Annotated in this window: 13 protein-coding genes; 2 read left to right on the top strand and 11 right to left on the bottom strand. The window is 58.1% G+C overall.

Annotated elements, in window-relative coordinates; genetic code table 11:
* Positions 1-3 precede the first annotated feature (3 nt).
* Complete coding sequence (gene rplU, locus Q0753_RS15685) at positions 4-315, bottom strand: 50S ribosomal protein L21 (RefSeq protein WP_188630616.1); 312 nt, start codon at positions 313-315, stop codon at positions 4-6.
* A gap of 235 nt (positions 316-550) precedes the next feature.
* Between rplU and ispB the strand changes: the two genes are divergently transcribed.
* Positions 551-1525, top strand: coding sequence for an octaprenyl diphosphate synthase (ispB, locus tag Q0753_RS15690; protein WP_298723296.1), 975 nt, complete (start codon positions 551-553; stop codon positions 1523-1525).
* 171 nt (positions 1526-1696) lie between these two features.
* Here ispB and Q0753_RS15695 read toward each other — a convergent pair whose 3' ends face one another.
* From Q0753_RS15695 to Q0753_RS15740, 10 genes are all read right to left on the bottom strand, one after another.
* Positions 1697-3013 (bottom strand): adenylosuccinate synthase, encoded by a 1317-nt coding sequence (locus tag Q0753_RS15695; RefSeq protein ID WP_298723299.1) that lies wholly within the window; start codon positions 3011-3013, stop codon positions 1697-1699.
* Between the two features lie 129 nt (positions 3014-3142).
* Positions 3143-4033 (bottom strand): protease modulator HflC, encoded by an 891-nt coding sequence (gene hflC / locus Q0753_RS15700; protein ID WP_298723302.1) that lies wholly within the window; start codon positions 4031-4033, stop codon positions 3143-3145.
* A 3-nt stretch (positions 4034-4036) separates the two neighbouring features.
* Positions 4037-5209: an FtsH protease activity modulator HflK gene (gene hflK, locus Q0753_RS15705; protein WP_298723305.1), complete on the bottom strand. Its 1173-nt coding sequence runs from the start codon at positions 5207-5209 to the stop codon at positions 4037-4039.
* Positions 5210-5255: 46 nt separating this feature from the next.
* On the bottom strand, positions 5256-6542 hold the full coding sequence (gene hflX / locus Q0753_RS15710) for a ribosome rescue GTPase HflX (protein WP_298723308.1): 1287 nt from the start codon (positions 6540-6542) through the stop codon (positions 5256-5258).
* A 75-nt stretch (positions 6543-6617) separates the two neighbouring features.
* Positions 6618-6884, bottom strand: a complete 267-nt coding sequence (gene hfq / locus Q0753_RS15715; RefSeq protein ID WP_298723311.1) for an RNA chaperone Hfq — start codon at positions 6882-6884, stop codon at positions 6618-6620.
* A 35-nt stretch (positions 6885-6919) separates the two neighbouring features.
* A complete protein-coding gene (gene miaA, locus Q0753_RS15720; protein ID WP_298723314.1) occupies positions 6920-7864 on the bottom strand; it encodes a tRNA (adenosine(37)-N6)-dimethylallyltransferase MiaA in 945 nt (314 codons plus the stop codon).
* A complete protein-coding gene (mutL, locus tag Q0753_RS15725) occupies positions 7854-9716 on the bottom strand; it encodes a DNA mismatch repair endonuclease MutL (protein WP_298723317.1) in 1863 nt (620 codons plus the stop codon). The genes miaA and mutL overlap by 11 nt, the downstream gene beginning before the upstream one ends.
* A gap of 1 nt (position 9717) precedes the next feature.
* Positions 9718-11028 (bottom strand): N-acetylmuramoyl-L-alanine amidase, encoded by a 1311-nt coding sequence (locus Q0753_RS15730; RefSeq protein ID WP_298723320.1) that lies wholly within the window; start codon positions 11026-11028, stop codon positions 9718-9720.
* Entirely contained in the window at positions 11025-11492 is a 468-nt protein-coding gene (gene tsaE / locus Q0753_RS15735) for a tRNA (adenosine(37)-N6)-threonylcarbamoyltransferase complex ATPase subunit type 1 TsaE (RefSeq protein ID WP_298723323.1), read from the bottom strand. Before tsaE ends, Q0753_RS15730 begins: the two co-directional genes overlap by 4 nt.
* Positions 11482-12999: an NAD(P)H-hydrate dehydratase gene (locus Q0753_RS15740; protein ID WP_298723326.1), complete on the bottom strand. Its 1518-nt coding sequence runs from the start codon at positions 12997-12999 to the stop codon at positions 11482-11484. The genes tsaE and Q0753_RS15740 overlap by 11 nt, the downstream gene beginning before the upstream one ends.
* On the opposite strand from Q0753_RS15740, the gene queG reads away from it, so the two are divergent.
* Positions 12998-14125, top strand: a complete 1128-nt coding sequence (gene queG / locus Q0753_RS15745; protein WP_298723328.1) for a tRNA epoxyqueuosine(34) reductase QueG — start codon at positions 12998-13000, stop codon at positions 14123-14125. The two genes, Q0753_RS15740 and queG, sit on opposite strands and share 2 nt — an antisense overlap.
* Positions 14126-14702: the final 577 nt, after the last annotated feature.

The raw sequence follows: 14702 nt of genomic DNA on the forward strand, positions 1-14702 counted from the left end.
CTCTTAGGCGCTGATACCAGTGATCTTAACTTCAGTGAACCACTGACGATGACCCTGCTGTTTGCGAGAGTGCTTACGACGACGGAACTTGACGATCTTGACTTTTTTGCCACGACCGTGAGCTACGACTTCTGCAACCACTTTGCTACCGTCGATGTAAGGAACACCAACTTTAACGTCTTCACCTTGAGCAACCATCAGCACCTTGTCGAATTCGACAGATGCGCCAGTTTCAACGTCCAGCTTTTCCAGACGAATGACCTGGCCTTCGGCTACACGGTGCTGTTTTCCGCCGCTTTGGATTACCGCGTACATGATTATAACTCCGATTTTTGGCACTTTTACCCTCTTCGGGTCGTGCACTAAAACTGTTCTACAATGGTCGCGTATTGTACGCAGATTGATATGCCGAGACAAGTCCGCAACCATAAAAAAATCGGTCGCGCCGGCTTTAATCCCAAAGCCCGGCGGGGTGGCTTTATCCCTTTGACAAATAGTGTAAAATCCCAACATCAATGACTTCAGACTGCATCGTCCGGCTTATAACTTTATGGTAGATATCAACAAGATAAAACAACTGACCGAGCTGGATATGCAATCGGTCAACACACTGATCATGTCACGCCTGCAATCGGATGTGGCCCTGATCAACCAACTTGGCTTCTATATCGTCGGTGCCGGCGGCAAGCGTATGCGGCCCCAACTCACCGTGCTGGCGGCCCGCGCCCTGGGCTATGAGGATCAGGCCCATATTACCCTCGCGGCCATCATCGAATTCATTCATACCGCCACCCTGTTGCATGACGATGTGGTGGACGAGTCGGATCTGCGTCGAGGCCGGGATACCGCCAATGCGCTGTTTGGCAATGCCGCCAGCGTGCTGGTCGGTGATTTTCTCTATACCCGCGCCTTTCAGATGATGACCGAGCTGGATAACATGAAAATCATGAATATCCTGAGCGACGCCACCAATATCATCGCCGAGGGCGAAGTACTGCAGTTGATGAACTGCAACGACCCGGATACCACCGAAGACAGCTACATGCAGGTGATTTACTGCAAGACCGCCAAGCTGTTCGAGGCCGCTACCCGGCTGGCCGCCGTACTCACCCATCAGCCGCCCGAGATCGAGCAGGCCATGCTCGACTACGGTAAATACCTGGGTACCGCCTTCCAGCTGGTGGACGACATCATGGACTACAGCTCGGATAGCCACGACATGGGCAAGAACGTGGGTGACGATCTGGCCGAAGGCAAGCCGACGCTGCCGCTGCTTCGCGCCATGGCCGTGGGTAACCATGCCCAACGCGAGCGTATCCGTGACGCCATCGCCAACCGCACCGGCATGGAGCACCTCGAGGAGATCATGGCTATCCTGGCCGATACCAAGGCGCTGGAATACAGCCAGCAACGGGCTCAGGATGAGGCCCAGAAAGCCATCGACAGCCTGAACATACTGCCCGACTCAGAGCACAAGTCGGCCCTGGTTGCTCTGGCCCATATGGCGGTAGAGCGCAGCAGTTAAACAGTGAGAAGTGAGGAGTGAGGAGTGAGGAGTGAGGAATAAGGTGTGAAACGCCAGGGCCGAGAGGTCTTTCTCCTCACGCCTCACCCTTTTCCCCCTCACGTTCTCGCGCCCAATAAAAAACGCCAGCCCCTTGAGGCTGGCGTTTTTTATAAGCGCTGAGCGTTACGCTCAAGCGTCGAAGGGATGACGCAGAATCATGGTCTCATCACGATCCGGACCGGTAGAAATAATATCTATCGGCACACCGGTCAGCGTTTCAATACGCTTGATATAGTTACGGGCCGCCTGAGGCAGGCCTTCAACGGTAACAACACCAAACGTCTTCTCGCTCCAGCCAGGCATGGACTCGTAGACCGGCGTCACGGTTTCGTAGTCTTCGGCGGCCATCGGTGGCACATCCTTGACCGAACCGTCGGGCATTTTATAGCCCACACAAATCTTGATCTCTTCAAGACCGTCCAGTACGTCCAGCTTGGTCAGACAGAAACCGGAAATGGAGTTCACCTGAATGGCGCGCTTCATGGCCACGATATCCAACCAGCCGGTACGACGTAAACGACCGGTAGTCGCACCAAATTCATGGCCCACAGTACCCAGGTGTTTACCGTCTGCATCCAGCTTCTCTTTACCGTCGTAAAGCTCGGTAGGGAAAGGACCGGAACCAACACGCGTGGTATAGGCTTTGATAATGCCCAATACATAATCCAGGTAGCAGGGACCAAAGCCGGAGCCGGTCGCCACGCCACCGGCGGTGGTGTTGGAAGAAGTCACGTAAGGGTAGGTACCGTGGTCGATGTCCAGCAGCGTGCCCTGGGCACCTTCGAACATGATCTTGTCGCCCTTGATACGCGCCTTGTCCAGCACGTCGGTCACGTCCACCACCATGCTGGTCAGCAGCTCGGCATAGCCCTTGGCCTTTTCCAGCACGTCCTCATAAGAGACAGCTTCGGCACCATAAAAACCGGTGAGCTGGAAGTTGTAGTATTCAACCACTTCCTTCAGCTTGACGGCAAAGGCGTCCATGTTGGACAAATCGCCAACGCGCAAACCGCGACGGGCAACCTTGTCTTCATAGGCCGGGCCGATGCCGCGACCTGTAGTGCCGATGGCCTTGGCGCCACGGGCTTCTTCCCGGGCCACATCCATCGCCACATGATACTGAAGGATCAACGGGCACGCTTCGCTCAGCACCAGGCGCTCGCGCACCGGTACACCGCTGGCTTCCAGACCGGCCATTTCCTTCAGCAGCGCTTCCGGTGACAACACCACACCATTGGCGATGATGCAGGTACAGTTGTCACGCAGAATGCCTGATGGAATAAGGTGGAGAACGGTTTTTTTACCATCGATGACCAGAGTATGACCGGCATTGTGTCCGCCTTGATAGCGCACAACATAACGGGCCTTGTCGGTAAGGAGGTCTACGACCTTGCCCTTGCCTTCGTCACCCCATTGGGTGCCAAGTACAACAACGTTTTGTCCCATTTTTCCTTTCACTAACTGTTAAGTTATTAAAAATGGAGTCTATCAAATTTTGACCAAGGTCGGAACATGATAAACCCGGCTTTAGGGAATATGTCAGGCAGAAAAAAGCCCGGTTTCCCGGGCTTTTTTTTACTGCGGTTGTCCCGAAGGATTTTTGAGATAGCGGAAGAAATCGCCCTCCGGCTTGAGGATCATCATGTCACCCCCCTGCTCGAAGCTCTTGCGATAGGCTTCGAGGCTGCGGATAAAGCTGAAAAATTCCGGATCCGCCGAGTAAGCATCGGAATAGATGTTCGCTGCCAGTGCATCTCCCTGACCTCGCAGGGTACGGGAGTTACGCTGAGCGTCGGCGATCATCACCGTCACCAGTCGATCCGCTTCGGCCTTGATGATCTCGGCCTGCTCGCGGCCTTCGGATCTGTGCTCTCGGGCCACCGCGGTACGCTCGGCTCTCATGCGCTGATAGATGGAATTGGATACTTCGGTCGGCAGGTTGATCTGCTTGATCCGCACATCCAGCACCTTGATCCCCAGCTCGGAAGACGACTCCAGCAAGCCACGCAGCGCACTTTCCATCACGTCACCCCGCTCACCGGACACGATGTCGCGAATGGTGCGGCTACCGATTTCGGAACGCAGGCTGTTGTTGATCCGCCGACGCAGCAGGCTTTCGGCCTGCAGGCGGTTACCGCCGCCGGTCGCCAGATAGTAGTTGGCAAAGTTATCGATGCGCCATTTGACGTAGGAGTCGATGATCAAGTCTTTCTTCTCCGAGGTCACGAAGCGATCCACCTGATCGTCCAGGGTTTGAATGCGCGCATCCAGCTTGCGTACCTGATCGATCATCGGCACCTTGAAGTGCAGACCCGGCTCATAGACGGTGGGCAGATCGGAGCCTTGCTCCCGCTTCACCTTGCCGAATTGCAGCACTATGCCCCGCTCGCCTTCTACCACCACAAATACCGAGGAGTAGAGCACAATGACAATCAGGGCAAGAACCACGATTAATACTCTTTTCATCGCTTAGTTTCTCCCTGTTGGACGAATGGAACCGCTATCGGAGCCGGATCTGAGCTGTCCGCTGTCCGAACCGGCTTGCTTTTGTAAGCCGTTAATATAATCCGATGTGATGACATTGGGATCAACCCGGGCAGGACGGTTGGCATTCTGCTCTGCCAGTTTGTCCAGCGGCAGATAAAGCAGGCTGTTATTGCCTTCCGGCGTATCCACGATCACCTTGTTGACCTTGCTGTAGATCTCTTCCATGGTTTCCAGATAGATACGGTCACGAGTCAGCTTGGGCTGCTGCTGATACTGAGGCAGCAGTTCACGGAAACGAGCCACTTCACCTTCTGCACGCAGTGAAACCTGTTCTTTATAGGCTTCCGCCTCCTGCAACAAGCGCTGTACCTGACCCCGGGCCTTGGGCTCGATTTCTCGGGCATAGGCTTCGGCTTCACGAATAAAGCGCTGTTCATCTTCCTGCGCCGCAATGGCATCATCGAAGGCATCTTTCACTTCTTCCGGCGGACGCGCCGGCAGGAAGTTGAGATCCAGAACCGCCAGACCCAGCTGGTAAGGTTCGATAATCTGCTCCAGCAACTCACGCGTTTCCTGACGCACTCGCTCACGACCCACCGTCAGTACATCGTCCATGGTGCTATGACCCACCACGTAGCGCAGCGCACTGTCGAGCGCCTGTCGCAGGCTGTCGTCGGCATTGGTCACGTTAAACAGGTAGTCACGCGGCGCAAGCACACGATACTGAACATCCATTTCGACGCGGACCAGGTTTTCATCCTTGGTCAGCATAAAACCGGATGCCGGTAGTGAGCGTACGGTTTCCACATCAACCGGAAACACTCGATCGATAAAGGTCGCCTTCCAGCTCAGGCCCGGCTCCACGCTTTGGTAGTAGTTACCAAACCGCAGCACCACGCCACGCTGGGCTTCGCCGATGGTATAGAAACCACTGACCACCCAGACCACCAGCGCGAGCACCAGCCCCACCACGATGCCGAAGGAGCCAATGCCACCACCACCGCCGCCTGAGCCGCGACGGCCCAGCAAGCCACCTAATTTACTACTCAGGTTACGAATAACCTGATCCAGATCCGGCGGGCCACCTTGTTGCTTGCCGTTATTTCCCCAGGGATCACGGTCTTTGCCACCATTTCCAGGCTCATTCCAAGCCATTTGTCTCTCCGTCTGTCTGGTTTATAAAAGTAACTTTACCAAGCAATCAATCGCTTATAAAGCGTGCTAGCTGTTCACCTTCCTGTTTAAGCAGACGATGCCAATCGGCCTGCTGCAACCGGATATCAACCACAAACTCTCCCTGCTCCCCAAACGCTTCATTCACGATTCCGTTCATGGCGTACAGTCGACTGCGCAGCCTGGACGCCGATGGCGGCAGAATCAGCCGATGTTCAACCAGCACCCCCGCCAGCAATTGATTGAGCGCCTCCAGCAGCCCCTCTATGCCCAGATCCTCCTGCGCCGACAGCCAGACGGCTCGGGGCTTGCCCTCTTCATTCAGCTCGACCCGACTACTGGGCTGCTCCAGCTTGTCTATCTTGTTGAATACCATCAACACGGGTACTTCGTCGGCGTCGATCTGCTCGAGCACCGAATCGACTTCGTCGATATTTTCTCGCATCTGCTCATCGGCGCAGTCCACCACATGCAGCAAAAGATCCGCATCACGCGTTTCCTGCAGCGTGGCCTTGAAGGCGGCGATCAAATCGTGGGGCAGATGGCGAATAAAGCCGACAGTATCGGCCAGGATCACCGGCCCGGCATCCGGCAGCTCAACCTTGCGCAGGGTCGGATCCAGGGTGGCGAACAGCTGATCAGCCGCATAGACACCGGCCTGGGTGATTCGATTGAACAGGGTCGACTTGCCGGCGTTGGTATAGCCGACCAGCGACAGGGTCGGAATCTCGTTGCGCTTGCGCGCTCGCCGGCCCTGCTCACGCTGACGCGAGACTTTTTCCAACCGCTTCTGAATATATTTGATGCGATCACGCAGCAAACGACGATCCGTTTCCAGCTGGGTTTCCCCCGGGCCACGCAGACCGATACCGCCTTTTTGGCGTTCAAGGTGAGTCCAGCCCCGAACCAGACGGGTCGACAGATGGCGCAACTGGGCCAGTTCGACCTGCAGCTTGCCTTCATGTGTACGGGCGCGCTGGGCGAAGATATCCAGAATAAGGCCGGTACGATCCAGCACCCGACACTTCACCTCCCGCTCCAGGTTACGCTCCTGGGCCGGGCTCAGGCTGTGGTTGAAGATCACCACATCGGCCTGATGCATCTGCACCAATGCCGCCAGCTCGTCTACCTTGCCGGTGCCGATAAAGAATTTGGGTTGCGGCGAACTCCGGCTCCCCGTCAGCACCGCGCAGATGCTAACGCCGGCAGAATCGCTCAGTAGCTCCAGCTCTTCGAGATCTTCCCGTTCGCTGTCGTCGGCGAAATTGACGTGAACCAGAATGGCGGACTCACCACCTTGATAACGTTCAAACAAGGCCAGTCCTCCGTCTTTCGGAACCTTCGCACGGCATCAGGCCGCAATAAGGCGGCAAAGAATGGTAAATCAAGCTCAAGAAGGATCCTGTTCCGGTTCTGCGGGCTCGGCGCCACCGGTGGGCGGTGTCACTAAATGCACCGGCCGGGCGGGTACCACGGTCGAAATGGCATGCTTGTACACCATCTGACTGACGGTATTTTTAAGCAGAATAACGAATTGGTCGAATGACTCTACCTGTCCCTGCAACTTGATGCCATTCACCAGATAAATAGAGACCGGGACCCGCTCTCGTCGCAGCGCATTCAGAAACGGGTCCTGCAAAGATTGTCCCTTAGCCATCTTGTTGTCCTTATCTTTTGTCATTATGAAAATTGTTATTGTTGTCTTTCGTGTCGGGCCTGTCTGACCTGTGCAATCACGTCACGACCGACCTCTTTATTATCGGTGCCCAGCCATTGCAGATCCGGCCATCCCCTGAGCCAGGTCAACTGCCGTTTGGCCAGCTGGCGGGTAGCGGCAATACCGCGTTCCACCATTTCATCATAGCCGACAACCCCATTCAGGTAATCCCACATCTGTCGATAGCCGACACAACGAATAGACGGCAGATCGGGATGCAAATCACCTCGCTCATAAAGCGTTCGAACTTCCTGTTCGAAACCCTGAGACAGCATCAGCCGAAAACGCTCGGCAATACGTCGATGCAGCTCGGTCCGCTCGCTGGGTGCAATCGCAAACTGTAACACTTTGTAAGGCAAGGGATCACCCTTGCTCTGCGTTAATTCTGTGAGCGTTTTACCGGAAATACGAAAAACCTCCAGCGCCCGGGACAGCCGCTGAGGATCGTTGGGATGGATTCGCGCCGCCGCCACCGGGTCTATATCGGCCAGCTGTTCGTGCAGCTGGCTCCAGCCATGTTGTCGAGCTTCGGATTCAATTTGAGCTCTTACTGCGGCATCGGCACCGGGCAAGAGCGATAGTCCTTCCAGTAACGCCTTGAAATAGAGCATGGTGCCGCCCACCAGCAGCGGAATGCGACCGGCCGCCGAAATCTCGGCCATCGCCGCCAGGGCATCACGCCGAAAATCGGCGGCCGAATAGGCCTCTTTGGGATCCAGCAAATCAATCAGCCGGTGAGGGGTGACGGCCAGCTCGTCGGTCGTCGGCTTGGCAGTGCCGATATCCATGCCCCGGTACACCAGCGCCGAGTCGACGCTGATCAGCTCGCAGGGCAGCTCCCGGCACAGCTCCATCGCCAGGCTGGTCTTGCCCGAGGCCGTGGGCCCCATCAAAAATATTGCAAGGGGTTCAGTCCCCATTTATCCACCTGTCTAGTTGTTGCTCTATCGCCACCGGCTGCAGAAACGGCGCTTCATCCGGCATGTCCGGCTGCAGCTGTTGCCACAAGGCTATCGCCTCGGCCATGGTCCAGCGTTGCCGAGCCGACCTGCCCTGGGCCGCCAGCCACTGACACAGGGCCGCCGGCTCGGCAGCCGTCTCCCGCTCCAGCCGCGCCAGCAATTCGGGAAACAAACGGGCCAGATCCGCATGGCGCAGCGGCTGCGGTACCCGGGTCAGAATAATGGTGTCGCCGGCTGCGGTTTTCAACTCCAGCCCCAACTTTTGCAGCTGTGGTTGATGCCGCTCCAGTGCCGCTTGCTGCTTCACATCGAGGGCAAGTCGGATGGGCAGCAACAGCGGCTGCGGGGTCAGCCCCTGCTGCCAGACCTCGAGCAAGGCCAGACCATCGGCGTAAGCCCGGGCCCGGTCGAGATCACAGAGCCAGAGGCCTTGCCGATGCAATACCACCAGCCCTCGCTCCTTGATCAGCAACAGGGGTTGACCCGATATGGATTCTGCCGGCGGCACGGCGGTATCGTGCGTGGATGACACTAGATACGGTGTCGGTAACGGTGATGAAGCCGTCTTCTGCTCGGCCGTATTCTGTTCGGCAGCAACGGTGGTCAACAGACCATCGATGCCCTGCCATTCACCGCGGCTGACCGCACTCGGCCGAGACTCGCGTGCAGACAGGCCACTGCCATAGCCATGACGGGGCGCCTGATAGCTGATCGACTCACGCCGCGTGGCCGAACGGTCAGCTGCCGATGCCGTTGTATCGAGCGGTTGTTTCAGTTCGCCGGTGTCGGTATTGACCCGTAATGGCGGTTGCGGTTGCTGCTCCAGCACCTGCAGCAGTACCTGACAGATAAAATCGTGCACCAGCCGTGACTGATGAAAACGCACCTCGTGCTTGGCCGGATGCACATTCACGTCCACTTCTCGCGCATCCAGCTCCAGATAAAGCACGAAGGCCGCATGCCCTTCTGCAGGCAAACGATCGCCATAGGCCTGGCGCACCGCATGATTGAGCAGTTTGTCCCGCATCATGCGGCCATTGACATAGGTATATTGCACATCCGGCTGGGCCCGGGCCGCACTCGGCGGTGCCAGCCAGCCCCATAACCGCAGGCCATGATGCTCGCTGTCGAGCTTCAGCGCCGAGTTCATGAAAGCCGGACCACATACCGCCGCCAACCGCTTGTCCTGCTGGGACGGCAGCCGACCCGCCCGGTACTGCCGTACCTGCTTGCCATTGTGACGCAGCACCAGATCGACGTCGAAACGACTCAGGGCGATACGACGGATCACCTCATCGATATGGCCGAACTCGGTTTTTTCGGTTCGCATGAACTTGCGTCGCGCCGGGGTATTGAAAAACAGATCGCTCGCTTCCAGCGTGGTGCCCTGCGGGTGCGACGCCGGCTGCAGTTTGACCGCCATGTCGCGCCCTTCTGCCATGGCCTGCCAGGCTTCGCTTTGCTCGGCCGTTCTGGAGGTCAGTGTCAGCCGCGATACGGAGCTGATGGAGGCCAGGGCCTCGCCGCGAAAGCCCAGACTCAGTATCTGCTCCAGATCCTCCAGGGTACTGACCTTGGAGGTAGCATGGCGCGACAAGGCCAGCGTCAGTTCGTCCTTGCCGATACCGCAGCCGTTGTCGCGAATGCGGATCAGCTTGGCGCCGCCCTTCTCGATATCAATCTCGATACGGGTCGCCCCCGCATCCAGGCTGTTTTCGACCAGCTCTTTTACCACCGAAGCCGGTCGTTCCACCACTTCACCGGCGGCAATCTGGTTGGCCAGCCGGGCCGGCAGTATCTGGATTGGCATATCAGCTCCCGGGAATATCCAGCACCTGGCCGATACGAACCACATCGGACTGCAGGCTGTTGTGTCCTTTCAACCGACTGACGCTGATGCCGTAACGCTGGGCGATCAGTGACAGGCTTTCACCGGTTTGTACCTTGTGCTGGCGCGCCTTGCCCGCCGGCTCGCTGGCCATCATGGTGCCGCTGGCCGGGTTTTGTCGATAATAGGACTTGACCCCGGCCAGCACCGCCTGGGCCACCTTTTGCTGGTGTGATGCGCTGAGCAGCAAGCGCTCTTCCTGCGGGTTGGAGATAAAGCCGGCTTCAATCAGCAGCGAAGGAATGTCCGGTGATTTCAGCACCGCCAGGCTGGCATGTTCCGGCTTGCGCTTGTGCAGCCGCACCACCTTGCTCATGGCGGACAATATATGCTCGCTGATGGCGTAGCTGTCGGCCCGGGAGCGGTCCATCGACAAGTCGAGAAAGGTGCGGGTCAGATAAGGATTGCCGTCGGTCTGCGAGATCACCTGGCCCACGCCGCCCAACAGTTCCGATTGCCGTTCCTGCTTTTCCAGCCAGCCGGCCATTTCGCGATTGGCACGGTTGGATGACAACACCCAGACCGAGGCGCCGCGTGGGCCACTGTTGGCCACGCTGTCCGCATGGATGGAAAGCAGCAGATCCGCCTTGGCCTTGCGGGCAATCTCGGAACGCCGGTTGAGGTTGACGTAATAGTCACCGGTGCGGGTCAATACCGCCCGCATGCCCGGCTCTTTGTTGATGATATTGGCCAGCCGGCGGGAAATGGCGAGGGTAATGTGTTTTTCCCGGTTTTTCTTCGGCCCTATGGCCCCGGGATCCTCACCGCCATGGCCCGGATCGATGGCAATGACGATTTCTCTTTTCCCGACCGGCATCATCTTGCGCACCGACTGTGGCGCCCGGCTTTTATCGGTATAAGGCAGATCAATCACCAGTCGGTGGCCATAGTCGCCGGCCGGCGCCAACGGAAAGACCACCGGCTTGACCCCGGACTTCAGCTCGAACACCAGGCGGTAACTGCTGGCCAGCGGAGGCTTACTGTTGCGTATTTTGGTGATCAGCTCGCTGTTGTTGTTGATGGCGGAAAATTTGACCCGGCTCTGGGTCTGACTCAGATCCACCACCAGCCGATGAGGCCCGCTGAGCATAAAATACTCGTAGGCCGGCGCCGTTCCCATGTCGAGCACGATGCGGGTATTGTCCGGCGACGGCCAGATGCGGATGCTTTCCAGCTGGTTTGCCCAGGCCGATACGCTGAACCACAAACAGAAAAATGCCAGTATCGACTTCACCTTGTTATTTTCTCCAGTAACGCCACGCCAGCCGGGGTGCGGGCTTCCATCAATGCCTGGCGTTGTTCACCCTGATAGCGCAGTGTCACTTCCAGATCGGCCGATGGCAGCATACCGGCACCTCGTTGGGGCCACTCCACCAGACAGAGGCTGTCGGGAGTAAAATAGTCACGAATTCCCATGTATTCCAGCTCTTCCGGGTCGGCCAGGCGGTAAAGATCGAAGTGATAGACCTGCCAGCCTCCCACCTGATAGGGCTCGACTAGGGTGTAGGTCGGGCTTTTCACCTTTCCTTCATGCCCCAGGGCCTGAATGATGCCCCGGCTCAGGGTGGTTTTTCCCGCGCCCAGCTCACCGTGCAGAAAAATAATGAGCGCCTCGCTACAGGATTGCGCCAGTTTTTTACCCAGCGCCAGTGTCTCTTGCTCATCGGCAAGCGTCAGGGTCAGCGTGTTAGTTGTCATGTTGATCATCTTGATTAATAAGACTTCTGAGTGGAGAGAATAAATCCGATGCCAGCAATCCGAGCATACCGCCATTGGTGGCGGCCTTGTCACCGGCCAGGCCATGAAGACACACCGCCACCGAGGCCGCGTTAAAGGGAGTCAGTCCCTGAGCCATAAAGGCGCCGATTATACCAGATAACACATCGCCCATCCCGCCCGACGCCATGCCGGGGTTGCCATAATGACATAATCTGACATGGTGCTCATCTGCTATCAAAGAGCCGGCGCCTTTCAATACCGCCACACCACCATATTGTTGCTGAATGGCTCGCACCGCCGCCAGTCTGTCGGCCTCGATGTCGGCGGTCTTGCAGCCCAGCAGCATCGCCGCCTCCCCCGGGTGGGGCGTCAGGACCCAGAGGCCGGTAAGCGGCAAGCGGTTGCGATCTCGAGCCAGCCACCAGAGCCCGTCTGCATCAATCACCATCGGCTGGTCGCCCGCAACCCCGGCCTCGATCGCCGCCTCAAACAGGCGCTGGGCCCAGGCGTCTCGCCCCAGCCCCGGGCCCAACACCAGCGCATCGGCCCATCCCCAGTCATTAACGTCAGAAAAAGCCGCCGTCATTAACTCGGGCCGCGTTAAATTCAGCAGATGAACATGCTCAGAATGACTGAGCAGCCGCACCAATCCGGTGGCACAGCGCAAGGCGGCTTCGCCGGCCAGCCTGACGGCACCGTTCATACCGGTGTTGCCGCCGGCCACAAGCAAGCGCCCTGCTTCGCCCTTGTGGGCACCGCGTCGGCGGCGGGGTAATTGCCGTCGCACCTGCTCCCAATGCATCAGGCTGGCCACCGGTGTCTGTTGCAGCCGGGGCTGAATACCCAGGCTTGCCAGCAACAAGCGACCGGTGACATCGGGTCCGCGCCCGGTCAGCAAACCGGGTTTCAAACCGATAAAAGACAGCGTCAGCTCGGCCTCGACCGCCGCCCCCAGTATGCGGCCGGTATCGGCACAGAGTCCTGAAGGCACATCCACCGCCAGCACCGGAGCGGGCGTTTGGTTAATCAAATTGATATGACGCAGCGCATGCTCTCTTACCTCACCGTCGAGGCCGGTGCCGAGCAGCCCGTCGATGATCAAATCCGGCGTGCCCTGCAGCGCATTCAGGCTTTCGATGGCGCCGCCATCGGCCCGGTAATGATCCCGGGCGGTGGCCGCATCGCCGCTCAAGCGTTCGGCATCACCCATCTGCACCAGTTGCACGCGAATACCGGCCGCCCGGGCCAGCCTGGCCACCACATAACCGTCACCGCCGTTATTGCCGCCGCCGGTAAATACCCACCAGTGCCGGGCGTCGGGCCAGTGGGCGCGGGCCAGTTCGAATACCGCCAGTCCGGCCCGGGTCATCAGCTCGAACATCGCCATGCCACAGGCCGCCGCCTGCCGCTCACCAACCCGGATCTGCTCCGATGTCCACAGCGACTGTGTTAAACTATGAGGCTTTTCCAGACCGATAATGCCCATGACCGCTCCCGACTTTGAGACTTTGGCTCACGATATCAAGCTCTGGGCAGCAGAGCTAGGCTTTGACCAGGCCGGTATTACCGACACCGACCTGGCCGAGCATGAGCCGCTGCTGGCCGACTGGCTGGCTAAGGGCTATCACGGTGAAATGGACTATATGGCCCGTCACGGCATGATGCGCGCCCGCCCCCATGAGCTGCTGCCCGGCACCCTGAGAGTCATCTCGGTGCGTATGAACTACCTGCCGGAGCAGGCGGCCATCGCCCGGGTGCTGGGCAATCCGGATCTGGGCTACATCAGCCGCTATGCCCTGGGCCGGGATTATCACAAGGTGCTGCGTCAGCGACTGAAGAAACTGGCCGATAAAATCGAACTGCGGGCAAGCGACTTGGTCGCCCGCCCCTTCGTCGACTCGGCGCCGGTGCTGGAACGGCCACTGGCGGCCAAGGCCGGCCTGGGCTGGACCGGCAAGCACTCGCTGCTGATCAATCGCCAGCAGGGCTCCTTTTTCTTTCTCGGCGAATTACTGGTCAACCTGCCCCTGCCCGTCGACCAGCCGGTGGAAGAAGGCTGCGGCAAATGTGTGGCCTGCATCACCACCTGCCCCACCGGAGCCATCGTCGCCCCTTATGTGGTGGATGCCCGTCGCTGTATCTCCTACCTCACCATCGAGCTGGACGGCTCCATCCCTGAAGATCTTCGCCCGTTGATGGGCAATCGCATCTACGGTTGTGACGACTGTCAGTTGATCTGTCCCTGGAACCGCTTCGCCGATGCCAGCCAAGAGCCTGACTTTACCGCCCGGGATAACCTGCATACGCCCGAGTTGCTGGCATTGTTCGAGTGGAGCGAGGCCAACTTTCTCAAGCAGACCGAAGGCAGCCCCATCCGGCGAATCGGCCACCGACGCTGGCTGCGCAATATCGCCATCGCATTGGGCAATGCTCCGCCAAGCCCCGCTATTGTCGACGCCCTGGAGCTGAAGCGGGAACATGTAGATGAGATGGTGCTAGAACATATCGACTGGGCGCTGGTCCGGCAGCGGGCAAAACTGGCACAGGTGGATCGCAAGACGGAACGGCTGATCCGGGCGGTAGACAAGGGCATGCCCAAACACGCCCGCTGATGACTTGTATCGACCCAATTAAGTATCTGCCCATCTTCAGCTCCAGAGGCAACACAGCCGTCTCCCTCGACACGCTACAAGTACATCCGTGTAAGCTCGGACATGCCATCCCTGGCATGTCACGGTCGTGGGAGCCGTTCTCTGTTGCCTCTTCTGGAACACCGAGTTACCTGCAGACGGCACCAACAGGCGGCTCCGCTACATTAATGAGGGCAAAGGGATCTGTTCCACCGACCATCACATGACAGGGATGTCATGTGCTGAGCGTCACATGGATGTGCTTGAGCGTGTCGGTGGAGCAGACCCTTTGTCCGATGTTTACACTGGAATGAAGTAGATCATTTGCTTAATGGAGTGGAAGTGACGGCGAGTCGGCGGAGCGGGCCCTTTGCCCGCCCCTTACAAAGCAACTGAAGAGATCAGTTATTTAAGCTGTTTGCTATAAACACCAGCTGGAGAGACAAATACAAAAAAACCGACCTGATGGTCGGTTTTTTTGTATTTGGAGCGGGAAACGAGATTCGAACTCGCGACCCCAACCTTGGCAAGGTTGTGCTCTACCAGCTGAGCTATTCCC

This window comes from uncultured Oceanisphaera sp., from assembly GCF_947495715.1.
In the GTDB taxonomy this organism is placed as follows: domain Bacteria; phylum Pseudomonadota; class Gammaproteobacteria; order Enterobacterales; family Aeromonadaceae; genus Oceanimonas; species Oceanimonas sediminis.

Coding starts and splice junctions, on each gene's coding strand:
- hflC (WP_298723302.1), bottom strand. CDS start 4,033: ATGAAAAGAGTATTAATCGTGGTTCTTGCCCTGATTGTCATTGTGCTC.
- hflK (WP_298723305.1), bottom strand. CDS start 5,209: ATGGCTTGGAATGAGCCTGGAAATGGTGGCAAAGACCGTGATCCCTGG.
- miaA (WP_298723314.1), bottom strand. CDS start 7,864: ATGGGGACTGAACCCCTTGCAATATTTTTGATGGGGCCCACGGCCTCG.
- tsaE (WP_298723323.1), bottom strand. CDS start 11,492: ATGACAACTAACACGCTGACCCTGACGCTTGCCGATGAGCAAGAGACA.
- queG (WP_298723328.1), top strand. CDS start 12,998: ATGACCGCTCCCGACTTTGAGACTTTGGCTCACGATATCAAGCTCTGG.
- Q0753_RS15695 (WP_298723299.1), bottom strand. CDS start 3,013: ATGGGACAAAACGTTGTTGTACTTGGCACCCAATGGGGTGACGAAGGC.
- ispB (WP_298723296.1), top strand. CDS start 551: ATGGTAGATATCAACAAGATAAAACAACTGACCGAGCTGGATATGCAA.
- rplU (WP_188630616.1), bottom strand. CDS start 315: ATGTACGCGGTAATCCAAAGCGGCGGAAAACAGCACCGTGTAGCCGAA.
- Q0753_RS15740 (WP_298723326.1), bottom strand. CDS start 12,999: ATGGGCATTATCGGTCTGGAAAAGCCTCATAGTTTAACACAGTCGCTG.
- hfq (WP_298723311.1), bottom strand. CDS start 6,884: ATGGCTAAGGGACAATCTTTGCAGGACCCGTTTCTGAATGCGCTGCGA.
- mutL (WP_298723317.1), bottom strand. CDS start 9,716: ATGCCAATCCAGATACTGCCGGCCCGGCTGGCCAACCAGATTGCCGCC.